Annotated in this window: 27 protein-coding genes and 1 riboswitch; of the genes, 14 read left to right on the forward strand and 13 right to left on the reverse strand. The window is 71.0% G+C overall.

Translation table 11 applies throughout. The features are described from left to right. Nucleotides 1–11: 11 nt before the first annotated feature. From BR31_RS0107740 to BR31_RS0107750, 3 genes are all read right to left on the reverse strand, one after another. Nucleotides 12–629 (reverse strand): LysE family translocator, encoded by a 618-nt coding sequence (locus BR31_RS0107740; RefSeq protein WP_027500455.1) that lies wholly within the window; start codon nt 627–629, stop codon nt 12–14. A gap of 43 nt (nt 630–672) precedes the next feature. Further along, the gene (locus BR31_RS0107745; protein WP_231496414.1) at nt 673–1,566 is read right to left on the reverse strand and encodes an oxidoreductase; all 894 of its coding nucleotides are present in this window, start codon (nt 1,564–1,566) and stop codon (nt 673–675) included. 215 nt (nt 1,567–1,781) lie between these two features. Beyond that, nucleotides 1,782–2,855: a Glu/Leu/Phe/Val dehydrogenase family protein gene (locus BR31_RS0107750; RefSeq protein ID WP_051637058.1), complete on the reverse strand. Its 1,074-nt coding sequence runs from the start codon at nt 2,853–2,855 to the stop codon at nt 1,782–1,784. A gap of 293 nt (nt 2,856–3,148) precedes the next feature. Between BR31_RS0107750 and BR31_RS27840 the strand changes: the two genes are divergently transcribed. The 4 genes from BR31_RS27840 to BR31_RS0107765 all read left to right on the forward strand — a co-directional run bounded on the left by BR31_RS27840 (nt 3,149) and on the right by BR31_RS0107765 (nt 5,785). After that, nucleotides 3,149–3,424 carry a hypothetical protein gene (locus BR31_RS27840; protein ID WP_037175880.1) on the forward strand — a complete coding sequence of 92 codons (276 nt, stop codon included), beginning with the start codon at nt 3,149–3,151 and terminating at the stop codon, nt 3,422–3,424. Between the two features lie 144 nt (nt 3,425–3,568). Further along, a riboswitch (SAM riboswitch) is annotated at nt 3,569–3,684 on the forward strand. Nucleotides 3,685–3,729: 45 nt separating this feature from the next. Then, nucleotides 3,730–5,001, forward strand: a complete 1,272-nt coding sequence (locus BR31_RS27845; protein ID WP_037175882.1) for an aminotransferase class V-fold PLP-dependent enzyme — start codon at nt 3,730–3,732, stop codon at nt 4,999–5,001. Nucleotides 5,002–5,010: 9 nt separating this feature from the next. After that, nucleotides 5,011–5,103 carry a putative leader peptide gene (locus tag BR31_RS32580; RefSeq protein ID WP_354578721.1) on the forward strand — a complete coding sequence of 31 codons (93 nt, stop codon included), beginning with the start codon at nt 5,011–5,013 and terminating at the stop codon, nt 5,101–5,103. A 46-nt stretch (nt 5,104–5,149) separates the two neighbouring features. Then, the gene (locus tag BR31_RS0107765) at nt 5,150–5,785 is read left to right on the forward strand and encodes an LLM class oxidoreductase (protein WP_027500458.1); all 636 of its coding nucleotides are present in this window, start codon (nt 5,150–5,152) and stop codon (nt 5,783–5,785) included. Nucleotides 5,786–5,851: 66 nt separating this feature from the next. On the opposite strand, the gene BR31_RS0107770 is transcribed toward BR31_RS0107765, so the two are convergent. From BR31_RS0107770 to BR31_RS0107785, 4 genes are all read right to left on the reverse strand, one after another. Then, entirely contained in the window at nt 5,852–6,388 is a 537-nt protein-coding gene (locus tag BR31_RS0107770) for a winged helix-turn-helix domain-containing protein (RefSeq protein WP_027500459.1), read from the reverse strand. A gap of 120 nt (nt 6,389–6,508) precedes the next feature. Continuing rightward, nucleotides 6,509–7,060 carry an NADH:FMN oxidoreductase DszD gene (gene dszD / locus BR31_RS0107775; RefSeq protein ID WP_027500460.1) on the reverse strand — a complete coding sequence of 184 codons (552 nt, stop codon included), beginning with the start codon at nt 7,058–7,060 and terminating at the stop codon, nt 6,509–6,511. 177 nt (nt 7,061–7,237) lie between these two features. Then, on the reverse strand, nt 7,238–7,711 hold the full coding sequence (locus tag BR31_RS0107780) for a YbaK/EbsC family protein (protein WP_027500461.1): 474 nt from the start codon (nt 7,709–7,711) through the stop codon (nt 7,238–7,240). 61 nt (nt 7,712–7,772) lie between these two features. Then, nucleotides 7,773–8,816, reverse strand: a complete 1,044-nt coding sequence (locus tag BR31_RS0107785) for an ABC transporter permease (RefSeq protein WP_027500462.1) — start codon at nt 8,814–8,816, stop codon at nt 7,773–7,775. Between the two features lie 71 nt (nt 8,817–8,887). Here BR31_RS0107785 and BR31_RS0107790 point away from each other — a divergent pair, with 71 nt between their 5' ends. Further along, the gene (locus tag BR31_RS0107790; protein ID WP_231496415.1) at nt 8,888–9,526 is read left to right on the forward strand and encodes a TetR/AcrR family transcriptional regulator; all 639 of its coding nucleotides are present in this window, start codon (nt 8,888–8,890) and stop codon (nt 9,524–9,526) included. A gap of 39 nt (nt 9,527–9,565) precedes the next feature. Here the strand turns inward: BR31_RS0107790 and BR31_RS0107795 are convergent, their stop codons facing one another. Beyond that, complete coding sequence (locus tag BR31_RS0107795) at nt 9,566–11,002, reverse strand: amidase (RefSeq protein WP_027500464.1); 1,437 nt, start codon at nt 11,000–11,002, stop codon at nt 9,566–9,568. A 140-nt stretch (nt 11,003–11,142) separates the two neighbouring features. Here BR31_RS0107795 and BR31_RS0107800 point away from each other — a divergent pair, with 140 nt between their 5' ends. Beyond that, nucleotides 11,143–12,108, forward strand: a complete 966-nt coding sequence (locus tag BR31_RS0107800; protein ID WP_156042399.1) for a helix-turn-helix transcriptional regulator — start codon at nt 11,143–11,145, stop codon at nt 12,106–12,108. Here the strand turns inward: BR31_RS0107800 and uraD are convergent. Further along, entirely contained in the window at nt 12,102–12,623 is a 522-nt protein-coding gene (gene uraD / locus BR31_RS0107805; RefSeq protein WP_027500466.1) for a 2-oxo-4-hydroxy-4-carboxy-5-ureidoimidazoline decarboxylase, read from the reverse strand. The two genes, BR31_RS0107800 and uraD, sit on opposite strands and share 7 nt — an antisense overlap. Nucleotides 12,624–12,749: 126 nt before the next feature. Between uraD and BR31_RS0107810 the strand changes: the two genes are divergently transcribed. The 3 genes from BR31_RS0107810 to BR31_RS0107820 all read left to right on the forward strand — a co-directional run bounded on the left by BR31_RS0107810 (nt 12,750) and on the right by BR31_RS0107820 (nt 15,882). Continuing rightward, entirely contained in the window at nt 12,750–13,577 is an 828-nt protein-coding gene (locus BR31_RS0107810; protein WP_027500467.1) for a crotonase/enoyl-CoA hydratase family protein, read from the forward strand. Nucleotides 13,578–13,693: 116 nt separating this feature from the next. Next, nucleotides 13,694–14,191, forward strand: coding sequence for a MarR family winged helix-turn-helix transcriptional regulator (locus BR31_RS0107815; protein ID WP_231496404.1), 498 nt, complete (start codon nt 13,694–13,696; stop codon nt 14,189–14,191). Next, nucleotides 14,188–15,882 (forward strand): MDR family MFS transporter, encoded by a 1,695-nt coding sequence (locus BR31_RS0107820; RefSeq protein ID WP_027500469.1) that lies wholly within the window; start codon nt 14,188–14,190, stop codon nt 15,880–15,882. The genes BR31_RS0107815 and BR31_RS0107820 overlap by 4 nt, the downstream gene beginning before the upstream one ends. Before the next feature lie 65 nt (nt 15,883–15,947). Here BR31_RS0107820 and lexA read toward each other — a convergent pair whose 3' ends face one another. Then, nucleotides 15,948–16,604 (reverse strand): transcriptional repressor LexA, encoded by a 657-nt coding sequence (gene lexA, locus BR31_RS0107825; RefSeq protein ID WP_027500470.1) that lies wholly within the window; start codon nt 16,602–16,604, stop codon nt 15,948–15,950. Nucleotides 16,605–16,746: 142 nt separating this feature from the next. Further along, nucleotides 16,747–17,238: an inorganic diphosphatase gene (locus BR31_RS0107830; RefSeq protein WP_027500471.1), complete on the reverse strand. Its 492-nt coding sequence runs from the start codon at nt 17,236–17,238 to the stop codon at nt 16,747–16,749. Nucleotides 17,239–17,357: 119 nt separating this feature from the next. On the opposite strand from BR31_RS0107830, the gene dacB reads away from it, so the two are divergent. From dacB to BR31_RS0107855, 5 genes are read left to right on the forward strand one after another with little or no spacing between them, the layout of a single operon-like run. Then, on the forward strand, nt 17,358–18,776 hold the full coding sequence (gene dacB, locus BR31_RS0107835; RefSeq protein WP_051637059.1) for a D-alanyl-D-alanine carboxypeptidase/D-alanyl-D-alanine endopeptidase: 1,419 nt from the start codon (nt 17,358–17,360) through the stop codon (nt 18,774–18,776). Next, nucleotides 18,761–19,837 (forward strand): zinc-dependent metalloprotease, encoded by a 1,077-nt coding sequence (locus tag BR31_RS0107840; protein ID WP_027500473.1) that lies wholly within the window; start codon nt 18,761–18,763, stop codon nt 19,835–19,837. Before dacB ends, BR31_RS0107840 begins: the two co-directional genes overlap by 16 nt. Next, the gene (gene tilS, locus BR31_RS0107845; RefSeq protein WP_037175886.1) at nt 19,834–20,826 is read left to right on the forward strand and encodes a tRNA lysidine(34) synthetase TilS; all 993 of its coding nucleotides are present in this window, start codon (nt 19,834–19,836) and stop codon (nt 20,824–20,826) included. The genes BR31_RS0107840 and tilS overlap by 4 nt, the downstream gene beginning before the upstream one ends. A gap of 51 nt (nt 20,827–20,877) precedes the next feature. Further along, nucleotides 20,878–21,432, forward strand: a complete 555-nt coding sequence (gene hpt / locus BR31_RS0107850; RefSeq protein ID WP_027500475.1) for a hypoxanthine phosphoribosyltransferase — start codon at nt 20,878–20,880, stop codon at nt 21,430–21,432. A gap of 17 nt (nt 21,433–21,449) precedes the next feature. Further along, the gene (locus BR31_RS0107855) at nt 21,450–22,784 is read left to right on the forward strand and encodes an amidase (protein WP_027500476.1); all 1,335 of its coding nucleotides are present in this window, start codon (nt 21,450–21,452) and stop codon (nt 22,782–22,784) included. Between the two features lie 13 nt (nt 22,785–22,797). Here BR31_RS0107855 and BR31_RS0107860 read toward each other — a convergent pair whose 3' ends face one another. Together BR31_RS0107860 and BR31_RS27850 are read right to left on the reverse strand one after the other, a co-directional pair. Beyond that, nucleotides 22,798–23,241 carry a hypothetical protein gene (locus BR31_RS0107860; RefSeq protein WP_027500477.1) on the reverse strand — a complete coding sequence of 148 codons (444 nt, stop codon included), beginning with the start codon at nt 23,239–23,241 and terminating at the stop codon, nt 22,798–22,800. Between the two features lie 8 nt (nt 23,242–23,249). After that, entirely contained in the window at nt 23,250–23,777 is a 528-nt protein-coding gene (locus BR31_RS27850; RefSeq protein ID WP_231496405.1) for a DUF2231 domain-containing protein, read from the reverse strand. Between the last annotated feature and the right edge of the window lie 14 nt (nt 23,778–23,791).

Consider the following 23,791-nt stretch of genomic DNA (forward strand, 5'->3'; position numbering starts at 1 on the left):
GGACGCCTCGGTCAGGAACCGCCGGCCGAGGCGAGGGTGCCGACGCCGAGCGCGGCGAGGATGCCGGCGCTGACGGTCTCCAGTCGCTCGGTCACCTTGGGCCTGCGCAGCAGCGCGACCAGGCGCGACGCGGCGACCGCGAAGGCACCCATCACCACCAGCGCCACGACCGCCTCGACCGCCCCGAGGGTCATCGCCGAGCCGAAGGTCACCTGGTCGAGGAACTGGGGGACGACGGCGAGGTAGAACAGGCCCATCTTCGGGTTCAGGGCGCACGAGAGCACCCCGGCGCCGAACGCGGATCCGGTCGAGGCCGCGACCGGTCCCGTCGCCGCCGGCCCTGCCGCCCGCCGCCGGAGCAGGGCCCGGACCCCGAGGTAGAGCAGATACAGCCCGCCGGCGATCTTGACCACTCGGTAGGCGGACGCGGACTGCTCGAGCAGTGCCGCGACGCCGAGGGCAACCACCACCGCCCAGAACAGGCTGCCGATGGACACCCCGACGGCCGCCGCGACGCCGGGGCGGGTGCCGCCGATGCTGTAGCGGAGTACCAGGAACGAGTCGGGTCCCGGCATGAGCGCGAGCAGCAGGCACAGGCCCGCGAAGCTGAGCAGGGTGGCGGCGGTCATAGGCGACAGGAAACCGCGGATCAGGATTCGAATCAAATCGGTGTCATGGGCGCAGCGCCGCGAAGTCGGCGCCGGTCGTCTCGACCGACAGCTCCCACAGTTCCCGCGCCAGCTCCGGGTCCCGAGCGCTCTCGTTGCGACCGCACCGGGTCACCGGTCCGCGCATGCCGCGCAGCTGCTCCGGGCCCAGGTAGTCGCCGTTGTCGACGTCGGGCATCGTCGCGCCGTAGAGCTGGCTCAGCGCGCCGTCGGCCTCGCTGTTGACGACGATCCGCATGCCGAGCCGAGTGAGTGACGCGAGGCCGGGTATCGGCGGCAGCATCGCGTCGAAGAGGTTGGTCGCGGCCACGCCAGGGTGTGCGCCGATCGAGATCAGCGGGCTGCCCGCGGCCGCGGCCCGCCTGGCGAGCTCGGCGCTGAAGATCAGGTTCGCGAGCTTGGACTGCCGGTACGCGGCCATGCGCTCGTACGGACGTCGCTCGAAGTTCGGGTCCTCGAGGTCGATGGTCCCGCCGTAGTGCGCGATGCTCGCCAGGGTGACCACCCGCGGCGCCTCGACCCGCAGGAGCAGTGGCAGCATCGCGTCGGTCAGCGCGAAATGGCCGAGATGGTTGGTGCCGAACTGGGTCTCGAACCCATCTGCCGTCGTGCTCTTCGGGATCGCCATCACCCCGGCGTTGTTGATGAGCACATCGACGGAGTCCACCGCCGCCGCGGTCTCGGCGGCCGCGGCCCGCACCGAGGCCAGGTCCGCCAGGTCGAGCCGGACCAGCACGTGTTCGGCGGTGGATCCGGCGGCGCGACCGGCCGCCCGGGCCGAGTCCAGCGCGCTGGCGGCGCGCTCGAGGTCGCGACAGGCCAGCACCACCCGGGCGCCCGCGCCCGCGAGCGCGGTGACGGCCTGCAGCCCGAGGCCGTTGTTGGCGCCGGTCACCATGATGGTCCGGCCGCGCTGGTCGGGTAGGTCCGCGACACGGAACCGCGGCTCGGCGAGCGGCCGCCTGGCCGCGCGCCCGGCCTCGATGACCGGCCCGGGGTCCGGTCGGCGGGGTGTGGGCGGCTCGGATGCGGGCATGGCTCCTCCAGACGGTGCGGCGCGGTCCTGGCGTGCCCGACCCTACGGCCGACCGCACCGCCACGCCCGGAGATCGCTCAGCCGCGACCGAGTCGCTCGTCCGCGGCCGCGTGGGCGGCCGCCAACGGCGTGATGCCCGCGCGCTCGGCCCGGTCGAACAGCTCGCCGAGGGTGCTGCCGATGAGGTTCACCCGGGCCAGGACCTCGTCGTAGCCCCTGTTCTCGCCGTCGGCCAGGATCGCGAACAGGGCACCGCCCGCATTCGCGACGAAGTCGGGTGCCCACAGGATCCCCCGTGCGGCCAGGCGATCCGCGCCGTCCGGTCGCGCGAGCTGGTTGTTCGCCGGACCCACGACCGCGCGGCAGTCGAGGCCGTCGATCACCTCGTCGGTGAGCACGCCGCCGACCCCGGCAGGGACGAAGACGTCCGCGGGCACGGCCGGGGCGTCCTCGGGCCGGACCCAGCGGGCGCCGATCTCTTGCGCCAGCGCCAGCTTGCCACCGTCGATGTCGCTGACGGTGAGGACGGCGCCCTCGGCCGCGAGCGTGCGGGCGAGCCGGGAGCCGACCTGCCCGAGTCCGCTGATCGTGATCCTCAGGCCCGCGAGGCCGGAGCCGGGGAACGCGCGATCGACGGTCGCGCGCAGGGCGGAGTAGACGCCGACCGCGGTCGGCTCGGCCGGTTCGCCGATCCCGCCCGCGGCGGTGGGCAGGCCGAAGACGTGTGCGGTCCGTTCGCGGACGATCTGCATGTCGGCCGCGCTGGTGCCGACGTCCTCGGCGGTTCGGTAGCTCCCGCCGAGAACGTCGACGATGTCGGCCAGGTCGAGCATGGCCGCGCGGCGGCGGTCCCCGTCGAGGACCTCGCCGGGTGCCAGGGCGATCACGGACTTGCCGCCGCCGGTGTCCAGGCCCGCGACCGCGCATTTGAGGGTCATCGCGGCGGACAACCGGAGCGCGTCCTCCATGCCGGACTGCCAGTCCGGGTACTGCCACACCCGGCAGCCGCCGAGCGCGGGTCCCAGCCGGGTGGAGTGCACGGCGACGGTGATCGGGAGGCCCGAGCGCGGTCCGCATTCGAGGGCGACGTGTTCGTGGTCGAAACCGCCGCGCTCGGCGCGGGTGATGGGGCGGGCTTCCAGGGTGGTCATCGTTGACGTCCTTCCGATAGCTGGGCTGGGTGGCGATCAGAGCAGTGTCGAGGTGCGCTGTGTGTCGCCACCACAGTCGATATGGCTGGCACAACAGTCAATAGTGAGACTTCTGGCTGATCGGAATGATCAGTCGGGTGGGGTGACCGCGGTCACGGGTGTGACGCAGCGCTCAGTTGTCCGCCGATCGGTGGACCCGGGGTTCCACCGGCGGACCGGCCGATCGGCGGACAGACACGGGCCCCGCCCCCGGCGAGAGTTGGTGTGTACCCGAACTCCAGGAGGAAAACCCCATGACGACAACACAGGCGGCGCCGCAGCTCCGGCGGGTGCTGTTCATCGGACCCCCCGCGGCCTTCGTCGAGACCGAGCGGTGGCTCGTGCGGCACGGACTGGAGTCCACGCGGGCGCTCGGTGACGACCTGCTCGGCGCGATCGCCACCGAGGACGTGCTCGACGGGATCTGCTCGGCCGCCGACGCTGCGGCGGTGCAGCACGTGCGCGCGCTGGGGGTGCCGTGTGTACGGATGGAGCCCGCCGCGCCGGTGATGCTCCTCGCCGCCTGTTAGGTCTCGGTCGGACCAGAAAGGCTGAGCAACAAGTCATTTCATGTGAATGAGGCAGGCCATCGGGCGTCAGGGGCCGGCTCGCGGATCACGCGAGCCGGTCTCTGCTGTTGACAACCCGCTTCCCGAGCTGCCATCCTCGCCGTAGGTCATGAGTGCCAGCAGATAGCCCCGGCTTGCTGGCCGGCAACCCTCCACCGCGGTGGGGTGCCCCGGGTGACGACCTGGCTGCGGTCCAACACCGGACCCGGCAAGCGCGGGCTCGTTGTCTTCCATTAGCACACGGGTCCCTGACCGAGGGATGTCTGATGACTGCTGTACTCACCGCCACCGCCGTTCGCTCCGACGAGCGCTGCTCCATCGACCGGCCGTTCGCCGAAGTCTCCGGCGCCGACCTGACCGTCCCGCTGTCCGGCGGCGGGACCTGCACCTACGCGAACTTCGACTACGCCGCAAGCGCGCCCGCCCTGGCGCAGGTCACGGCGCGGGTGCAGGATCTGCTGCCGTACTACGCCAGCGTGCACCGGGGCGCCGGGTACGCCTCGCAGGTGTCCACCGCCAGCTACGAGGGCGCCCGCGACGTGGTCGCCGGGTTCGTCGGAGCCAGGGCGGACGACGTGGTGGTGTTCACCAGGAACACCACCGACTCGCTGAACCTGCTCGCCGGCTGCGTGCCGGGCGACACCGTCGTCCTCGACATCGAGCATCACGCAAATCTGTTGCCCTGGAAGAAGAACGGCGCGCGGATCGTCCGGTCTGCTGACACCGTCGCCGAGACGGTGGAACGGATCGTCGCCGAGCTGTGCAGCAAGCCGGCCGCGCTGCTCGCCGTCACCGGCGCCTCCAACGTCACCGGTGAGGTGCTGCCGATTGCCCGGCTCGCCGAGGTCGCGCACGCCTGCGGGGCGCGGATCCTGGTCGACGGCGCCCAGTTGCTGCCGCACCGGCGGGTGGACATCGCCGAGCTCGGCATCGACTACCTGGCCTTCTCCGGCCACAAGCTGTACGCGCCGTTCGGGGCGGGCGCGCTCATCGGCAGGCGGGACTGGCTGGACGCCGCCGAGCCGTACCTGGTCGGTGGCGGCGCGACCCGCGACGTCTCGGCGGCGGGCGTCGACTGGGCTCCGGCCCCGCAGCGGCACGAGGCAGGGACCCCCAATGTGCTCGGCGTCGCGGCGCTGGCGGCGGCCTGCGCGGCGCTGGCCGGGCTGGACGCGGACGCCTCGGAGCGGCACGAGCGCGCCCTGTGCGCTCGGCTCATCGACGGGCTGCGCGGCATCGACGGTGTCGAGCTGCTCCGGATCTGGTCCGACTCACCGGATTCGGTCGGCATCGTCACCTTTGCCGTCGACGGCTGCACGCCCCGTGAGGTGGCGAGCTACCTCTCGGACCGGCACGGCATCGGGGTACGCGACGGTCGGTTCTGTGCGCACCCGCTGCTCGCCCGGCTCGGCAGGCCGGACGGTGCGGTCCGGGCGAGCCTCGGGCTGGGCAGCCATGCGGCCGACGTGGACCGGTTGGTCGCGGCGCTGCGGGAACTGGTGGACGGTCGCCGACCCGCGGCGGGCCTTGCCGGGTAAACTCGCGCCATGGCACCCGTGACGACCGTGGCGACTGACGCTCGGTGGTGCCGTCGGCATGTGGATCTCTGCCGTACCGCGTCGGGCATGTGTCTGGGCTGAGCTCGTCCCCAGCTCATCAGCTCGCACGCATCCCTCGAGGAGACCCATGTCCACCATTTCGTCTTTCCGTACCCGGCCGCTGCATGTCGCGGTCGAATTGTCCGGCGCCGGACACCATCCGGCGTCCGCGGCGCACACCGACTTCCGGATCCCGCTCGGGCTCACCGACTACTGGGTGGACCTGACCGCACCGGCGGACCCCGATGCGCAGCTCGACCTGGCCGCGGTTCCCGGCACCGTTGTCCGAATCCGGGCGCACGACCTCCGCGGGGCACAGCAACAGCGTGACCGGATCCGGGCGGACGTCGCGGCGGATGGCCGGGACCCGGACTCGGTCACCGTGCTGCTCGACGTCGAGGTGCTCCTCGGCGATGATTCACGTTCCGCACGAAGGGAACTGGCCCTGCTTGACGGTGGGCTCCGGGGTGCCCGGCTGCCCGACTCGATCTCCTACGTCGGGACGGCATCGGGGCTGGCCGGGCTGATCGCCGACATCAGTGCGGCCGGGGTCGCCGACGGGGTGACCCTGCTGCCTCTGGTCCTGCCCCGCGTGCTCGACCGCGTGGTCGACGACGTGCTGCCGCTGCTGCACGAGCGCGGCCTCACCCGGCCATCGGCGACGCTCGGCGAGGTGCTCGGTCAGTTCGGGTTGACTTCCGGCAGAAGCATTCTCGCCTCGTAGCGGGCACATGGTGGCGGGAGCCGTCGGCCGGTCATGCCGGCCGACGGCTCCCGCCGTCGTGTGTGCTCAGGCCGCCACGGGTTCGGTGATGATGCGGACCCGGGGGTCGGGATCGAAGCGGTAGCCGGTGCCGCGGACGGTGGACACCAGCCAGCCGTACCGCCCCAGCTTCATCCGGACCCGGGAGACGTGTACGTCCACGCTGCGCCCGGCCCGCTCGCGCTCGCCGAGGTTGCCGCTCAGCTCGAGCAGTCGACGCCTGGAGACCACCACCCGCGGCCGTCGGGCCAGGTGGGAGAGGATCTCGAACTCGGTGTGGCTCAACGAGACCGGCTCGCCGCGGGTGAACACCTGACGTGCCGGGAGATCGATGACCAGCGGCGCGTCGATGGCCGCCGGCCTCGAGGGTGCGGCGGCGGGTGCGGGGGCGGTGTCCATCCGGGCCCGGGTGCTGACCCCGGGAAGGAGCTCCTGCGCGGTCGCGCGAAGGGCGTTCGCGAGAGCGACCAGCTGCTGCCGATCGGTGGATCCGGTGTTGCTGAATTGCAGGGTGAGGATGAGGTCGGGATTCGAATCCCGCTGTCCCAGTGTGGAATCAATCATGGGTAACTCCCAGTTCAATTGTGATGGTGTGCGCCGGTCGTGGTCAACGACAGCTGCGACACTCACTCCGAACGGGGGAGATGACGGTGGAGGTGGGCATGGTGATGTTCGCCGCCGGGATCATTCGCCGAGCGGGGTAGGACGGAAGTACTGGCCGTCGTGGTACAGCAGGGGAGCCGCGGCCGCCTCCGCGTCGTCCTCGTCGTGCACCCGCGTGACCAGCCCGATGACCAGCGTGTGGTCGCCGATCGGGATGAGCTGGTGGACGGTGGTCCGCAGCCAGATCGGTGTGCCGTGCAGCACCGGCTCGCCGGTCTCGAGGCGCTTCCACAGTGATTCGTCCGCGAAGCGCTGATCGGCGCTGCGCGAGAAGCGCTGGGCCAGGTGCTGCTGGTGTTCGCCGAGCAGGTGGATCACCAGCGAGTCGGCGCCGTGCAGCGCCTTGATGGACGAGGAGGTGTGCGCGATGTTGAACGAGACCAGCGGGGGGTCCAGTGAGATCGACGCGAATGAGGTGGCGGTGAAGCCGACCGGCCCCGCCCCTGAGTCGAGCGTGACGATGGTGACGCCCGCCGGGTAACGGCGCATCGCCGCCCGGTACTGGTCGGCGGTGATGCCGATCGGGTCCTCGGGGGTGGCTGCGTTCGGCAGGTTCTCGAGTGGCTGTGACAACGGATTCTCCGGATCTTCGGCTGCGCTAGATGCACGCACCAGTGGTGCGTGCGACGAGTCGGATCAGCTCGGACACCGGCTCGCGGAGGTGCGGCACAGGTCGACGTGTCGCCGGCTCCACACTCCGTCAGTCACTTCGCCTCCAGGGATCTGTTTTCGCCCACTATAGGACTCGGGTCAGTCGACGTCGATGGCCAGCCCGGCCGTGATGCGGAGCAGCTCGGCGAAGGTGGTGCGGAACACGGTCGCGGGATGGCCTGCCGCCGCCCACAGTTCGGGGTACTTGGCGAGCGCCGCGTCCACATAGGTCGGCAGATTGGTCGGGTGCCCGACCGGGGCGACGCCGCCGATCGGCTGGCCGGTCACCTCCAGGACCGTGTCGGCGGGCGCCCGGGTCAGGGTGCCCTCGAGTCGTTTGCCGGTGCGTTCGATGTCGACCCGGTGGGCGCCGGAGACCAGCAGCAGGATCGGGTCGTCGTCGAGCAGGAACACCAGCGATTTCGTGATCGCACCGACCTCGACGCCCAGCGCGGCGGCGGCCGCCTCGGCGGTGTGGGTCGACTCGTCCTGGGTCACCACCACACCGTGATGGCCACGGGAGATCAGGACGCGCGCGACGTGGGCGGCGTTCGGGTGCAGGAGCCTGGCCATGCCCCACAGTAGGACCGGCACGGCGGCTGCGCACGGCATGCGGGCCGCCGTGTCGCGGCACTCACACCGCGGCGGCCGCCCGCCTGGTGTTCCTCGCGGTGCAGCCGAGCATGAGCGCGACGCCCAGCACGGCGTAGATGGCGAGCGTGACGATCGGCTGGCCGACTCCGGTGCCCTGGAAATAGACGATCGAACGCACGCCCTCGGTGCCTGCGCCCGGGGTGATCCAGCGCCCGATGGCGGCGTAGAAGCCCGGCAGCACGTTGGAGCCGAAAGCACCTCCTGCGCTCGGGTTCCCGAGCACGACGAAGATCAGGATCGCCAGCGGCACCGCCAGGATCCCCACCGACGCCCGCAGGCCCATGGTGAAGATGCCCGTCGCGAAGACCACGCCAGCGCCGAGCAGCGAGAGCGGCAGCAGGTGGCCGGTGAAGGTGCCGAGCAGGTGCGTGGTGATGAGCGCGCCGAGGAATCCCGAGACCGCGGCGTACCCGGCCATGATCGCGATGTGCCTGCCTGCCTCCCGCAGGGTGCGCGGCGCGCCGATGAGCAGTCCGATGGCGGCGGCGAGCAGGTAGCCGCCCACCACCCAGCCGAGCGAGAGGTAGAAGCCGGACAGGCCGCGGTTGTCGTGCACCGCGACCGGCACCTCGTCGCGGACGACGAAGGTGCGGTGCTTGGCGGCGTCGACCTTGGTGAAGATGCCCTCGAGGGCGGTCGCCGCCGAGCTGCCCGCGGCGTTGGCGGTGATGAGGGTGTCGGTGCCGGTGGGGCTGATGACGTAGGCGCCCATGATCTCGCGGTCCCGGATCAGCGAGCGCGCCTCGTAGGTGTTGGCCGCCGTCCGCGCCTCGACCGGGTGGCCGTCGATGCGGTTGAGCTCGTCGGTGACCTGCTGGCCGATGCCGTCGGGCAGGCCGGTCTCGGCGACCACCGCGATCGGGATGTCGCGCGGGGTCGGCTGGTGGAACGCGGCCACGTAGCTGGTGATGAAGCCGAGCTGCAGCAGCAGCACGCCGAGGACCACCGCGATCATGATCTGCCGCGGGCTGTAGCGATCGGTCGGGCTGGTGGACCGGTGCGGTTCGGTGGTGGTGGTCGTCATGGCTTCCTTGCTCTCGCGGCGCGTCCTTGCCGATACTCTCGGTATTGAATACCGTAGGTATCGTGAATGAGATCGGTCAAGGGAGAGCTGCGTCACCGCCGGGTCCGCTCACCCGGCCGGGACGCGACGTGGTGCGCCAACGGCTGATCGACGCCGCCGCCGAGGAGTTCGTCGAGAACGGCTTCGCCGCGGCCACGCTGGCGGACATCGCCCGCAGGGCGGGGTTCACCAAGGGCGCGGTGTACTCGAACTTCGAGTCCAAGCAGGACCTGTTCGCCGAGCTGTTCGCGCAGCGGTCACTCGAGCTGGCCGGGCGGGTGCTCGCCGAGATCGCCGGGCTCGGCGCCACCGCAGCCGCGGGGCGTGGCGGCGAGACGATCAGCTCCTGGCTGGTCGCCGACCCTGGCTGGGCGCTGCTCGTGCTCGAGTTCGGCCTGCAGGCAGCCAGGGACCCGAAGATAGCGCAGGCCTACCTGCGCGAGCGGCGGCACCTGCGCGGACAACTCGAGCAGCTCATCGCCGAGCGGGCGGCGGACTGGGGCGTCGGCGAGCGCCTCGACGCCCGTAACACCGCGATCACGCTGATGGCGCTGATCTCCGGGCTGATGCTCGAGCACGCGGTCGACCCCGAGCAGGTCGACCGGCACGCGGTGCAGACGGCGGTGTCCGAGCTGTTCGCCGGGGCGATCGCGAGCGCGACCCGCGGTTGAGTGGGCCCTGGCGCCTGCCGCCCAACCGCGGCGCCGCGGTCAGTACACCGAGACCGGCGGGTGTCGGTCGGCCCACGGCATGGCCCGCTCGAGATCGCCCGCCAGCGCCAGCAGCGTCCCCTCGTCGCCGTACCGGCCGACGAACTGCATGCCGATCGGCCAGCCCTGCGTCGACTGGGCGAGCGGGAGCGAGATGGCGGGGTGCCCGGTCGCGTTGAACAGCGCCGTGAACGACGCGTACTCGAAGATCCGGTCGTACCAGCCCCGCGCGTCCAGCGCGGTGTCGTCGGCGTCGAGGCGGCCGAGCGGGACGGTCGGCCCGCTCGTCGTGGGCGTCAGCAGAACGTCGAATCCGGTGAGGAACCGCGCGACCTCCCTGGTCACGGTGTTGAACACGCGATCGGCCGCGTAGATGTCGAAGGCGGACAGCGCCTTCCCATACTCCACGCATGCGAGGGTGGTCGCCTCGAGGTGCTCCCGCCCTGGGGTCAGCCCCAGCTGCGCTGCGGCACCGGTCACGGCATCGCCGAGGAAGCTGCACCACGCATCCAGGTTGGCGCGGTCGAACGCCGCGGAGTCGATCGACGGCGCCGCCTCGTGCACGTCGTGGCCCAGCTCCGACAACTGCTGCGCGACCAGTCGCACCGCGGCCGCACTCTCGGCGTCCACCGCACGGTCCGGGTCGGCTGGGGTCGTGGTGAAGGCGATCCGCAACCGCCGCGATCCGGTCCGCGCCTGCTCGGCGAAGGGCCGCTCCGGCTCGGGGAACAGGTAGCGGTCGCCCGGCTCGGAGCCGTGCACGGCGTCGAACAGCGCGGCGCAGTCGCGCACGCTCCTGGTGATCGCGAACTCGACGCCGAGGCCCATGAGCGGATCGGCGAAGTCCGGTCCCGCGGTGATCCGGCCCCTGCTCGGTTTGAGGCCGACGGCCCCGCAGGCCGCGGCCGGGATCCGGATCGACCCGCCGCCGTCGTTGGCGTGCGCCATCGGCAGCGCGCCGGCCGCGACCAGCGCGGCCGAACCTCCGCTCGAGCCGCCGGCGCTGCGGGTGAGGTCCCAGGGGTTGCGGGTCGGCTCGCCGTAGGCCAGCGCCTCCGTTGTGGCGTTGAAGCCGAACTCGGGGGAGGTGGTGGTCGCCATCGTGGCCAGGCCTGCCCGGCGGAAGCGGGCCATCAGGTAGGTGTCGTACGGGTAGGTGACGCCGGGTCCGAACAACCGGCTGCCGCTGCGGGTCGGGACTCCCTCCGCGTGTGCGATGAGGTCCTTGATCGCGAAGGGGACTCCCGCGAAGACGCCGTTCTCGTCGTGGCTGAGCGGGGTCTCGTACCGCTCGCCCGCGATCGCGGACAACTGCGGGTCGATCTTGTCGAGCGCCTCGCCCGCGGCCGCCGCGACCTCCGCCGCGCTGACCTGCCGGTCACGGATCAGGGCCGCCAGGCCCGTCGCGTCCTGTGCCGCGTACTCGCCGATGTCCATCAGGTCCTCCTCGATGTGGTTGCTGGTTCCGCGGACGGTAGGGCGAGGCGGCGCGCCCGGCCTCCGTCGTTCTACGGATGCGCTCTGCGGACAAGCGCGAACCGCCCCGGCCGCGATCAGGGGCCGGGCATACTCCTGCCATGAGTACGTCGTCCGCGCGCGAGCGTCTGGGTGCAGCCGTGCGTCTGCGCGCGGAGGTCGGCGCGGGTTCGCGGGCGCCGGAGGCGGGCAGGCTGCTGTTCGCGTTGCGCGCCGCGGTCCCGCACGACCACGCGGCACTCTCCCGTTGGGACCCGATGCGGCGACGACACGTGACCTCGGCGAGCTTCGGCTATCCGCTCGAGGCGGCCCGGGTGATGAACGAGCGCATGCAGGACCTGGCCCTGTTCGCCGAGCTGCAGCAGCACCGGATCCCGCTGCGGCTGCACGACATCGAGCCGGGCCGTAGGTGTGGGGCGGTCTTCGACGATGTCATCGGGGCGCACGGCTACCGGGACGGGCTCAGTCACTGCCTGTTCTCCCCGGACGGACGGTACGTCGGGATGCTGAACCTGAGTACCTATGCGGAGGGCGGCGTTGACGACCAGTCGCTCGCGCTGGTCTCCCTGCTCGCGGAGACGTTGGCCGAGTCCATCGACCCGCTGGCCAGCTCCGAGGGCGGCCGGGTTCGCGTCGAGCCCGGCGAGGAGGCCTTCGTGGTGGACGTCGCGGGCCGGCCGTGGCCGGTCACGGCCGGCGCCTCGCCGCGTCTGCTCGGGGCGGGGCAGACGTGGCGTGAGTTGTGCGCGGCAGGCACGGAGTTCCGGATCCTGATCGTCGACGGCGAGGTGTACCGGGTCCGTCTGGAGGCGGTCCGGGCCGGCACGCTCGTCCGGTACCGCGGAGTCGATGCCCCAGCCGAGTTGACGCTGCGCGAGCTGGAGGTGCTCGTGCTCGTCTCCGGTGGCCGATCGAACGCCCAGATCGCCGCCGACCTCGGTGTCGGCGCCGCCACGGTGGCAACCCATGTCGAGAACATCCTGCGAAAGACCGGCTCGCCGAATCGGACGGCGGCGGCCGTGTTCGCGACGAGGGTCGGCCTCAGCGCCGTGCCCGCGCGTCAGTAGTCGACGTAGCCGCCCTCAGGGCCGAGCATCCGCTCGATCCGGATCCGGTTGATCTTCGCGAGCTCGCCGAGCATGGTCTTGAGTTCGGTGTCGGGGGAGTTACCCATCCGGTTGGTGAGGTCGTCGAGCAGGGCCGTGGCATCGCGACCGGCGGCGCACCACAGGTAGACGTGCCCGAACCTCTCCTCGTAGCGGGCGGTCGCCGCCAGCACCGCGGACATGGTGGCCTCGTCCGGCGCCCAGACCGCACACTGCTCCTGGCTCGAGGCCGTGGTCTGGGCCCGGCGGGCGATCCCGGGATGACACTCGAGGGCCCGGTCGATGTCGGCCTCGGACAGCTCGAACAGCTCGGAGTCCGCCGCGGTGAGCAGGTCGTGATGTGAGCCGTACGGCCTGCCCGCCGCGACCTGCCGGGCCCAGGTCGCCGAGCAGCAGCACTCGAACAGCGCGTGCACCGCGCCCCGCTCGGACAACGCGTTGAACCTGTCGAGCCCGATCCCCTGATGCATCAACATGGCATCTCCGATCTCACCCGGCCCCGGAAAGCCGATTCTGCGCCTCAGTCTGACCCCGGAAAAGACCCCGTGGGCGGAGTTTGCGCAGCCTTAACGTGCGCCGCCGGGGATTGTTACTCTTGAGTAATGACCGAGCAGACCTGGAATGCCTTCACCGTCGAACGCAAGGACCGCGTCGCGCAGGTGACCCTCATCGGGCCCGGCAAGGGCAACGCGCAGGGTCCCGACTTCTGGCGCGAGCTGCCGCTGATCTTCGCCGAGCTGGACGCCGACCCCGAGGTGCGGGCGGTGGTCCTCGCCGGATCGGGCAAGCACTTCTCCTTCGGCCTCGACCTCGCGGCGATGGCCCCGATGATGGCGCCGGTCCTCGGCGACAAGGCGCAGGCCGCACCGCGGACCGCCTTCCACGACGACATCAAGAAGATGCAGCGCTCGATCAACGCCGTGGCCGACTGCCGCAAGCCGGTCGTCGCGGCCATCCACGGCTGGTGCATCGGTGGCGCCGTCGACCTCGTCACCGCGGCCGACATCCGGTACGCGAGCGCGGATGCGAAGTTCAGCATTCGCGAGGTGAAGGTCGCGATCGTGGCGGACATGGGCACCCTCGCCCGGCTGCCCGCGATCATCGGCGACGGCCACATGCGCGAGCTCGCGCTCACCGGCAAGGACATCGACGCGGCGCGGGCCGAGAAGATCGGCCTGGTCAACGACGTGTTCGCCGACGCGGACGCCGTGCTGGCCGCCGCGCACGCGACGGCAGCCGAGATCGCCGCGAACCCGCCGCTGGTGGTGCAGGGCATCAAGGACGTGCTCGATCACAGCCGCTCGGCAGGGGTGGACGACAGCCTGCGGTACGTGGCGGCATGGAACGCGGCGTTCCTCGCCTCCGAGGACATCGGCGAGGCCATGGCCGCGGTGTTCCAGAAGCGCACCCCGGACTTCAAGGGTCGCTGACCTCCCTTCCCTCGACGGTGGGAACCGGCGTCCGGCCGACCGGATGCCGGTTCCCACCGTCGCCGCTTGCCCAACGGCGTGCCCCCGTCACATACTTGCGGCCGGAAACTAGTTGAGTGACGCAAGCATTGGGGTGCGTGATGCGAGACGAGATCGAGCCATACGCCGACGAGATCGGTAATTACCTGGTTCGGCTGCAGCGGGTGCGGGACCGGACCATCGCCCACGCCAAGTCCACCGACGGGATCGACCCGGCGGCCTATGCCTGCCTGTTCCGCCTGCTCAAGGACGGGCCGATGCGGTCGGGCGCGCTCGCGGAGTCGATGTACACCGACCCGTCGACCGTCAGCCGCCAGGTGGCACAGCTCGTCGAACGCGGGCACGTGCAGCGCCAGGCCGATCCGACCGACGGCAGGGCCAGCGTGCTGGCCGTCACCGAGTCAGGGCGGGCCGCCGCGGGCCGGATCCGCGACCTGCGCAATGAGCGGCTCGGGATGATGCTCGCCGATTGGCCCGTCGAGGACCTGCAGGACTTCGCGCGCCTGATGGACCGGTTCGTGACGGATTACGAGCGGATGCGTCCCGTGTTTTCGCCGGAGCGGGGCGTTCGATGACAAAGTCGCCCGAACAGACCGCCCCCGCGCCCGTCGCGGGAGAGTTCAGCCACCGCGAGATCCTGGTCATCCTGAGCGGACTGATGCTGGGCATGTTCCTGGCCTCGCTCGACCAGACCATCGTCTCGACGGCGATCCGGACGATCGCCGACGACCTGCAGGGTTACGCGCTGCAGGCGTGGGTGACCACCGCGTACCTGATCACCGCCACGCTCTCCACCCCGCTGTACGGCAAGTTGTCCGACATGTACGGCCGCAAGCCGTTCTTCATGGCCGCGATCGTCATCTTCGTGCTCGGCTCGCTGCTGTGCACCCTCGCCCAGTCTATGTACGCGCTGGCGGCGTTCCGTGCCTTCCAGGGCCTCGGCGCTGGCGGGCTGATGTCGTTGGCACTCGCCATCCTCGGTGACATCGTCGGACCGCGCGAACGCGCCAAGTATCAGGGCTATTTCCTCGCGGTCTTCGGCACGTCCAGCGTGCTGGGGCCGGTGCTCGGCGGCCTGCTGGCCGGCCAGGAGACCATCCTCGGAATCGACGGCTGGCGTTGGGTTTTCCTGGTCAACGTCCCGATCGGCGTGTTCGCGCTGGCGGTGGTCTCGAAGGTGCTGCACCTGCCGAGGGTCCGCCGACCAGGGGTGCGGATCGACTGGTGGGGCGCGCTCGTCCTCGCGATCGGCATCGTCCCCCTGCTGGTGGTCGCCGAGCAGGGTCGCGAATGGGGCTGGGGCAGTAACCTTTCGATCGCCTGCTACGTCATCGGTGTGCTCGGCGTGCTCGGGTTCATCCTCGTGGAACGGGGGATGCGCGACGCCGCGTTGATCCCGCTGCGGATGTTCCGCAATTCCACCTTCGCGATGGGCGTGGTCATCTCGATCGTCGTCGGTGCGGCGATGTTCGGCGGCATCACGCTGCTGCCGCAGTACCTGCAGGTGGTCCGCGGGTCGAGCCCCACCTTGGCGGGCATGCAGATGCTGCCGATGGTGCTCGGACTCATGGCGGGATCGATCATCTCGGGTCAGCGGATCTCCAAGACGGGGCACTACCGGGCGTACCCGCTGATCGGCGCCTCGCTGCTCACGCTCGGCATGTTCCTGCTGCACTTCGTGCACGCGGACTCGGCGCTGCCGCTCGTCATGGTCTTCATGGCGATCACCGGCTTCGGTCTCGGCAACCTGATGCAGCCGCTGACGCTGGCGATCCAGAACGCGTTGCCCCCGCAGGACATGGGGGTGTCGACCGCGGCCGCGACCTTCTTCCGGCAGATCGGCGGCACCCTCGGCGTCGCGGTGTTCCTGTCGATCCTTTTCACGCAGCTGACCCCGAACATCAGCGACGAATTGCGTTCGGCCGCCAAGGATCCGGCCTTCCAGCAGGCGGTCGTGGACGGCCTGCACAGCTCGAACCCGGCCGATGTGGCGTTGTCGACCGGGCTGGCGAACCAGGACGTGACCTCGGCGGGTCAGGTACTCGAGGACAGCTCGATCATCCAGCAGCTGAGCCCGGCGCTCGCCCAACCCTTCAAGGTCGGGTTCTCCGAGTCGATGTCGACGGTGTTCCTGTCGGTGACCGGTGTCGCGCTGGTCGCCCTGGTGCTGGTCTTCTTCTGGAAGGAGGTCCCGCTGCGCACGGCAGGGGGACTGGCGGCCTCGGCTGCGGCGAGGAAGGAATCCGGCGAGGGCGCCGAGGAGTAGGAACGGAATGTGCACGATGGGCCTCGTCCGGTAGCCGGGCGGGGCCCCTCGTGCGTCGGCGTGGCTCAGATTCGGCGCATCACCGAGACGACCTTGCCCAGCACCACGGCCTCGTCGCCGTCGATGACCTCGTAGGCACGGTTACGCGGTTCGAGGTAGATGTGCCCGTTCCTGCGGCGGTACACCTTGACGGTGGCCTCGCCGTCGATCATCGCGGCAACGATCTGACCCGAATGTGCCTCGTGCTGTTGCCGCACGACCACGATGTCGCCGTCACAGATCGCGGCATCGACCATCGAATCGCCGCGCACGCGCAGGCCGAAAACCGTGCCGGAGCCCACCAGTTCGCGCGGCAGGGTCAGCATGTCGTCGGCATGCTCCTCGGCGAGGATCGGGGTGCCTGCCGCGATGTCACCGACAACGGGCACGCTCACCGAGCCCTCGGCGGACTCCCGCGTCGCCGATCCCCGGAGGAACAGACGCACGTCGATCGGCCGCGACACCGAGTCGCCGCGCCGCAGAAAGCCCTTCTCCTCCAGGCTCTTCAGATGCTTCGACACCGTCGACGAGGAGCGCAGGCCCACCGCGTCCCCGATCTGCCTGGCGCTTGGCGAGTAACCCCGCTCGACAACGAAGTCTCGGATGACAGTCAGGATCCGCTGCTGGCGGGGCGGCAGCGTCGAGGTGTCGAGGTAGTCGAGATCGTCGTCGTATCCGGTCACCCGGCGAATGGTAGTGGTGGAGGGCGACAACCAGCGGACATGGGTGAGCGACCGCCGCCCGGTCTCGCTTTCGGGTAAACGAAAAAAGTGTGGGATCCCACCCGGAAAACGGGCGGAATCCCACACTTTCGGCGATGTGGGCTCAGTGGCCGCCGTTGGCCTTCAGACGCTCGATGGCCTCGGTGATGACCTTCTCGGCCTCCGCGCGGCCGACCCAGTCGGCGCCGGTGACGTGCTTGTTCGGCTCGAGATCCTTGTAGTGCACGAAGAAGTGCTTGATCGCGTCCAGCTCGAACTGCGAGACGTCGGCGAGATCCTGGATGTGGTCCCAACGCGGGTCGCCCGCGGGCACGCACAGCACCTTGTCGTCGCCGCCTGCCTCGTCGACCATCTTGAACATGCCGACGGGGCGGGCCTCGACGATCACGCCGGGGAACACCGACTCGGGCAGCAGCACCATCGCGTCCAGCGGGTCGCCGTCCTCGCCGAGGGTGTTCTCGATGTAGCCGTAGTCGGCGGGGTAGCCGAAGGAGGTGTAGAGGTAGCGGTCCAGCTTGACCCGGCCGGTCTCGTGATCGACCTCGTACTTGTTGCGCTGACCCTTGGGGATCTCGATGGTGACGTCGAACTCCACGCCTCTTCCTCGCTTTGTCTCGGTGGATGGTGCGGGGTCAGGGTAGCCGGTCCGGGATAATGTGGAGGTACATAGACGGACCTGCGGCGCAGCGGCGGGCCGGAAAAACAAACGGAGGGGTGTTGGCAAAGCTCGGATCCAAGGACCGGAAGCTGGGGTCCTTGGCGGCGCGACGGCGCAAGCGGGTCCGGCTCCTCCTGTCCGCGGGGCTGGTCCTCGTCGTCGGCGCGGGCGCTGCGGTGTTCGCCGGCCAGCGATTCGACGGTGACTCGTCGGCCGACGCGGCGACCACGACCATGCCGGAGCCGCCGCCGATCCTGCCCGACCCCAAGGTCGCGCCGGTTCCCGCGGACGCCCCCGTGCCGAATCCCGCCGCCCTCGCCGCCGTCCTCGGCCCGGCTCTTGCCGACCCCGGTCTCGGCAACTTCACCGGCGCCGTGTCCGATGCGGCGACCGGCACCGTGCTCTGGAGCCAGCGTCCCGAGGCTCCGATGACCCCGGCGTCGACGACCAAGATCGCCACCGCGACCGCGGCGTTGCTCGCCCTGCCCCCCGAGCACCGGGTGGCCACCAGGGTGGTGCAGGGCGCCGTGCCCGGCCAGATCGTGTTGATCGGCGGCGGCGACCCCACCCTCACCGCGCAGCCGGCAGGGCAGCCCGGCTTCTACCCGGGCGCGCCCCGCGTGGAGGATCTGGCCGCCCAGATCCGGGGCGCCGGGACACCCGTGGACAGCATCGTGGTGGACACCAGCGCGTACGCCGGGCCGACCATGGCGCAGGGCTGGTTCCCCGCGGACATCGGCGCCGGTTACATCGCGCCCATCGAATCGCTGATGCTCGACGGCGGGCGGCTCAACCCGATCGAGGACGAGTCGCCCCGCACCGCCACCGCGTCCCTCGACACCGGCCGCGCGCTTGCCGCCGCGCTCGGCGTCGACCCGGCCAAGGTCACCCCGGGGATCGCGCCGCCGGGCGCGGCGCCGCTGGCCTCCGTCGAATCCGCCGCCCTGCGCGACCGACTCGGTCAGATGATGGGCCACTCGGACAATGTGCTCGCCGAGGCCATCGGCCGGGAGATCGCCACCGCGGTCGGGACCGAACCCTCGTTCGGGGGTGCGGTCACCGCGATCGGCCAGACCCTGAGCTCCGCGGGCATCGACACCAACGGGATGACGCTGCACGACGCCAGCGGACTCTCGGTGGACAACCGCATCCCGGCGCGGCTGTTGGACCAGGCGCTCACCGACGCCGCGGGCGACGCCGACCCGCGACTGCGGCCGATGCTGGACTACCTGCCGGTGGCAGGGGCCACCGGGACGCTGTCCGATCGTTACGCCTCGGGCGATCGCCGCGGTGCCGGGTGGGTCCGGGCCAAGACCGGGACCCTGTCCAATGCGAGCGCGCTGGTCGGTTACGTCACCGACGTCGACAACCGGGTGCTGACCTTCGCGCTGATGTCCAATGACCGGCCGCCGGACGTCAGTCGCCCCGCCCTCGACGCGATCGCGTCGGCCCTGCGTTCCTGCGGGTGCCTGTGAGCCGCGAGGCGGCGAACTCACCACGATCCGGCGGATTCGCCGGCGTCGTCGACTGGGACCTGGCTTCCCGAACCGGGGTGCGGCTGACCAAGCCGGGCCCGAGCACCACGAGATATTCCGCGGAGGCGGCGGTCGCGGAGCTGTCCGCGGCCTCCATCCGCGCCGAGGGCCCCGTCCGGAACGTCACCGGCCTGGCCGACGGGCTGCCCGTTCCCGAGGCGCAGGTGGTGGACCGGCCCGGCTGGATCCGCGCCGCGGCCCGATCGATGGCCAACCTCACAGGGGACGACGCGGTCACCGACCGCGGCCTGCTCGGCGGTGTGCCCGCCGGGTTGCAGGCGGGCGCGATGCTCGCGTTCCTGTCCTCGGCGATCCTCGGCCAGTACGACCCCTTCACCGGGGAGCACGGCACGCTGCTGCTGGTGGCGCCCAACGTGGTCAGCGTCGAGCGGGCACTGAAGGTGGTGCCGAGCGACTTCCGGATGTGGGTGTGCCTGCACGAGGTCACCCACCGGGTCCAGTTCTCCTCCTCGCCCTGGCTGGCCGGCTACATGCGGGACAACGTCGCGTCGATCGGTGAGGGCGGTGACGAGTCCGTCGCCGACCTGCTCGGCAGGCTCACCACCGTGCTGCGTCAGCGTCGGGGCGACAACGCCGCTCCCGAGGACCGCGGGGTGCTCGGGTTGCTGCGCGCCACCCAGACCGAGTCCCAGCGGGCGGCCCTCGACCGGTTGCTGATGCTCGGCACGCTGCTCGAGGGGCACGCCGACCACGTGATGGACGCCGTCGGGCCCGCGGTCGTGCCGTCGGTGGTGGCGATCCGGCGGGCGTTCGACCGCCGTCGCGCCCGGCAGGTGAACCCGCTGCAACGGCTGGTCCGCGCGCTGCTCGGGATGGACGCCAAGATGGCCCAGTACGTGCGCGGCAAGGCATTTGTCGACGCCGTCGTCGGCCGGGTCGGGATGGCCGAGTTCAACGCGATCTGGACCGGACCCGACACCCTGCCGTTGACGGCCGAGATCGACGACCCCGAGAGCTGGATCGCCCGGGTCCTCGCATGAGCCGCCCGCGGCTGCTGCCGGAGGGACCGGCGTTGCTGGAGGTGCGGCACGCCGTCCGGCGCTGGGTCGCCGCACACGGCGCGGACACGGGTGTCGCGGTGGCCCTGTCGGGCGGGGCCGACTCGCTGGCGCTGACCGCCGCGGCGGTCGCCGAGGCGGGACCCGTGCACGCCCTCGTGGTCGACCACCGGCTGCAGGAGGGTTCGGGTGCGGTGGCCGAGCAGGCCGCGGCCCGCGCCCTCGACCTCGGCTGCGCCTCGGCTCGGGTGCTGGCGGTGAGCGTCGACCGCGACGGTGGGCTGGAGGCGGCCGCCCGCCGCGCCCGCTACGCGGCGCTGGGCGACACCAGGGCAGGCAGGCCGGTACTGCTCGGGCACACCCTCGACGACCAGGCGGAGACGGTGCTGCTCGGGCTTGCCCGCGGCTCGGGGCCGCGTTCGCTCGCCGGGATGCGCGACTTCGACGCGCCATGGGGCAGGCCGTTGCTCACGGTGCGCCGCGGCGTCACGGCCAGGGCCTGCGAGGAGCTCGAGCTCGACCCGTACCGGGATCCGCACAACCTCAGTCCCGAGTTCACCAGGGTGCGGTTGCGCTCGGAGGCGCTGCCGCTGCTCGAACAGATCCTCGGCGGCGGCGTGGCGCAGGCCCTGGCCCGCACCGCCGACCAGCTGCGCGAGGACGGCGAGGTGCTCGATGCGATCGCGGTCCGGGTGCTCGCCGACGCGGAGTCCGAGGGCGGGCTGGACGTGGCGGGGCTCGTCGACATCCATCCGGCCGTGCGACGCAGGGCGCTGCGTCTGTGGCTGCTCGGGAACGGTGCGCGGGACCTGACCGACCGGCAGCTGCGGGCCGCGGACGACCTGATCGGGCGCTGGCGCGGGCAGGGCGGCGTCGCGGTCGGCGGGGGGAGTCCGGGAGCCAGGTTGGTGCTGTCGCGGCGGCATGGCAGGCTAGCGCTCGGGCAGACAGCGATCGGCCCCGACCGGTGAATGAACAGTTCCGTCCATGACCAGGTCAGTCGAAACGAAGGGATTCGCGCCGTGTACGAAGGCGACATCGCATCGGTGTTGATCTCCGAGGACCAGATCCAGGACAAGATCACCGAATTGGCCGGGATCATCGCCGAGCGCTATCCGGTCGGCGCGCCGGAGGGCGATCTGCTGTTGGTCGGTGTCCTCAAGGGCGCGGTCTTCTTCATGACCGACCTGGCCAGGGCCCTGCCGATCCCGACCCAGATGGAGTTCATGGCCGTGAGCTCCTACGGCTCGTCGACCTCCTCGTCCGGTGTCGTGCGGATCCTCAAGGACCTGGACAAGGACATCGCCGGACGGCACGTGCTGATCGTCGAGGACATCATCGACTCCGGTCTCACGCTGTCCTGGCTGATGCGCAACCTGCGCACCCGCAACCCCGCCTCGCTCGAGGTGGTCACCCTGCTCCGCAAGCCGGACGCCATCAAGGTGGACGTCGAGGTCGCGAACGTCGGCTTCGACATCCCCGACGAGTTCGTCGTCGGCTACGGCCTCGACTACGCCGAGCGGTACCGCGACCTGCCGTACATCGGAACGCTCGAACCCACGGTCTACGGCGGCTGACGGGCCATACTCGTGGCATGTCCACGGATCTGACCGCCGCCGCCATCGCCGCGCGGGTGCGCTCCGGCGCGCTGACGCCCCGCGACGCCGTCCAGTCGGCCCTGGCCCGGATCGCCGAGCGGGACCCGAAGCTGGGCGCGTTCGTCACGGTCCGCGCCGAGCAGGCCCTTGCCGAGGCCGACGAGGTCGGCGCGCGCTCCGACCTCGCCGAGCTGCCGCTGGCGGGTGTCCCGATCGCGGTCAAGGACAACGTCCCGGTGGCGGGACATCCCCTCGGCAACGGCTCGCGAGCGAGTTCCCGCGAGCCCTCGCCCGCGGATCATCCGGTGGTCGCGCGCCTGCGCGCGGCGGGAGCGGTCGTGGTCGGGCTCACCGCGGTGCCGGAGCTGTGCCTGTGGGGGAGCACCGACACCCCGGACACCGTCACCAGGAACCCGTGGAACCCCGGCCGGACGACCGGCGGTTCCTCCGGCGGTTCGGCGGCAGCGGTCGCGGCAGGCATGGTTCCCGCGGCGCACGGGGCGGACGGGATGGGCTCGATCCGGATCCCCGCCGCCTGCTGCGGGTTGGTCGGCATCAAGCCCGGACTCGGCGTGGTGCCTGCCGAATTGGGCGTCGACTCCTGGTTCGGGATGGCCGAGAACGGCCCGCTGGCGACCACGGTCGAGGATGCGGCGCTCATGCTGTCGGTGATGGCGGACCGCCCGGAGTTGGCGACCCTCGCCGAGCCGGGGCCGTTGCGGATCGCGGTGGCAACCGGTTCGCCGCTGCCGATGGTCCGGGTCGATCCGTACTGGCGGGCGGGCGCGGAGAGCGCGGCCGCGGTGCTCGGCGGGGCCGGCCACCACCTCGCGACGGCTCGGCTGCCCTATCCCGCGAACCCGATGGTGATCCTGGCGCGCTGGATGGGCGGTGCCGCGACCGACGCGGCCGGACTCGATCCGGCGTTGCTGCAGCCGCGGACCCGCAGGCACGTCGCAGCCGGACGCGCGCTGATCCGGTTCGTCGACCCCGCGCAGGTGCGAAAGGTGGACGCCGCGTTGCGCCGGCTCTTCGCCGATGCCGACGTGGTGATCACCCCGACGCTGGCCCGGTCCCCGATCGAGGCGCTGCGGTGGAGCGAGAAGTCCTGGCTCTCGAACCTCGCTGCCAACGTCCGCTATGCCCCTTTCCCGTCGCTGTGGAACCTGGTCGGCTGGCCCGCGGCGAGCGTGCCGGTGGGGATCCATCCGGAGTCGGGTACCCCGCTGGGCGTGCAGATCGCCGCCCCTCCCGGTGGGGAGGCGCTGATCCTGTCGGTGGCCGCGCAGCTGGAACGGTTGCGGCCGTGGGAGCGCACCGCGCCTGTCTGACGGGCGCGCGGTGTCAGCCGACGCCGAGGGCCGTCAGCAGCACCAACACGACGGTGACGACAGCGAAGAACCCGTGGCCGGCGACGGCTGCCACCGGGAAGTGTTTCTCCGGCGCCCCGTTCGGGGCCGTGCCCGGTGCCGAATCCCCGCCGTTCCCCGCGCCCACTCCGGCAGCGCGGTAGACGGGGATCCAGCGGATCAGCATCGTGAAACCGAGGAGGGCAACCGGGACCAGCAGCGCGAAGGCGGTCCACGCGAGGGCGTCCTCGTCGACGACGAGATACACGATCCACACGACCAGTCCGATCACGGCCAGAACGAAATGCCCGAAGATCACGGCCGGAGGGAATTGGCTGTTCCGTGGTTGCCGCACACCGCCTTTGGCGATCCAGGTCGCGAGCAGGTAGAAGCCGCCTGCGGCCGTCAGCAGCCAAGTCACAAGAGCTGCGATACCCATGTCATCTCCTAGGCAGTGGTGGACCGATCGGGTCTACGGTGCCGGTCGGGTGGGGAAGGGTGCTCGAAAGCGTCGGCCTGAGTCGCCTCGTCCACCACTCGCACCCCGTCGCGAAAGACGAGCCGGCCACCGAGATAGCCCGCGATGGACAATGCGGCCAGTGACACTGCCGAGAGCGCGAGCTGGCCGATGTCCACTGCGTCCGGGGTTCCGTAGTCGGCGTGGCGCCACACGAGGTTCACCGCGTACGAGACGGTCACCGCGAGATTCAGCGACATGTGCGCCACACCGGTTCGGAATGCCGGGGTCCCCGTCGGGATGGCCATGAGGTCGAGGAATCCGATTGTCGCTGCGGCCAGCGCACCGAGCAGGCCGATGGAGATGAGCCACAGCGACCCCTTGGTCAGAAAACCCGGATCCCCGACGATTCGAGAAGCGACGTCGAACACCAGGCTGCTGACCCACGCGCCGATCGGCAGCGTCACGAGCATCGGGTGGAACGGATGCCCATACGGCCCCGCGAGTACCGCGCTCACTGGGCGCTTTCCGT

This window comes from Rhodococcus sp. UNC363MFTsu5.1 (assembly GCF_000686785.1).
Lineage (GTDB): Bacteria > Actinomycetota > Actinomycetes > Mycobacteriales > Mycobacteriaceae > Rhodococcus_G > Rhodococcus_G maanshanensis.

Excerpts from the sequence above, each read along its gene's own strand:
- BR31_RS0107745 (WP_231496414.1), bottom strand. The coding sequence starts at position 1,566 with ATGGTGACCGGCGCCAACAACGGCCTCGGGCTGCAGGCCGTCACCGCG.
- BR31_RS0107785 (WP_027500462.1), bottom strand. The coding sequence starts at position 8,816 with ATGACGACCACCACCACCGAACCGCACCGGTCCACCAGCCCGACCGAT.
- BR31_RS27845 (WP_037175882.1), top strand. The coding sequence starts at position 3,730 with ATGACTGCTGTACTCACCGCCACCGCCGTTCGCTCCGACGAGCGCTGC.
- BR31_RS32580 (WP_354578721.1), top strand. The coding sequence starts at position 5,011 with ATGGCACCCGTGACGACCGTGGCGACTGACGCTCGGTGGTGCCGTCGG.
- BR31_RS0107855 (WP_027500476.1), top strand. The coding sequence starts at position 21,450 with ATGTCCACGGATCTGACCGCCGCCGCCATCGCCGCGCGGGTGCGCTCC.
- BR31_RS0107780 (WP_027500461.1), bottom strand. The coding sequence starts at position 7,711 with ATGGCCAGGCTCCTGCACCCGAACGCCGCCCACGTCGCGCGCGTCCTG.
- BR31_RS0107795 (WP_027500464.1), bottom strand. The coding sequence starts at position 11,002 with ATGGACATCGGCGAGTACGCGGCACAGGACGCGACGGGCCTGGCGGCC.
- BR31_RS0107860 (WP_027500477.1), bottom strand. The coding sequence starts at position 23,241 with ATGGGTATCGCAGCTCTTGTGACTTGGCTGCTGACGGCCGCAGGCGGC.
- BR31_RS0107810 (WP_027500467.1), top strand. The coding sequence starts at position 12,750 with ATGACCGAGCAGACCTGGAATGCCTTCACCGTCGAACGCAAGGACCGC.
- BR31_RS0107765 (WP_027500458.1), top strand. The coding sequence starts at position 5,150 with ATGTCCACCATTTCGTCTTTCCGTACCCGGCCGCTGCATGTCGCGGTC.
- BR31_RS0107740 (WP_027500455.1), bottom strand. The coding sequence starts at position 629 with ATGACCGCCGCCACCCTGCTCAGCTTCGCGGGCCTGTGCCTGCTGCTC.
- BR31_RS0107800 (WP_156042399.1), top strand. The coding sequence starts at position 11,143 with ATGAGTACGTCGTCCGCGCGCGAGCGTCTGGGTGCAGCCGTGCGTCTG.
- BR31_RS27840 (WP_037175880.1), top strand. The coding sequence starts at position 3,149 with ATGACGACAACACAGGCGGCGCCGCAGCTCCGGCGGGTGCTGTTCATC.
- tilS (WP_037175886.1), top strand. The coding sequence starts at position 19,834 with ATGAGCCGCCCGCGGCTGCTGCCGGAGGGACCGGCGTTGCTGGAGGTG.
- uraD (WP_027500466.1), bottom strand. The coding sequence starts at position 12,623 with ATGTTGATGCATCAGGGGATCGGGCTCGACAGGTTCAACGCGTTGTCC.
- BR31_RS0107770 (WP_027500459.1), bottom strand. The coding sequence starts at position 6,388 with ATGATTGATTCCACACTGGGACAGCGGGATTCGAATCCCGACCTCATC.
- BR31_RS0107820 (WP_027500469.1), top strand. The coding sequence starts at position 14,188 with ATGACAAAGTCGCCCGAACAGACCGCCCCCGCGCCCGTCGCGGGAGAG.
- BR31_RS0107750 (WP_051637058.1), bottom strand. The coding sequence starts at position 2,855 with ATGACCACCCTGGAAGCCCGCCCCATCACCCGCGCCGAGCGCGGCGGT.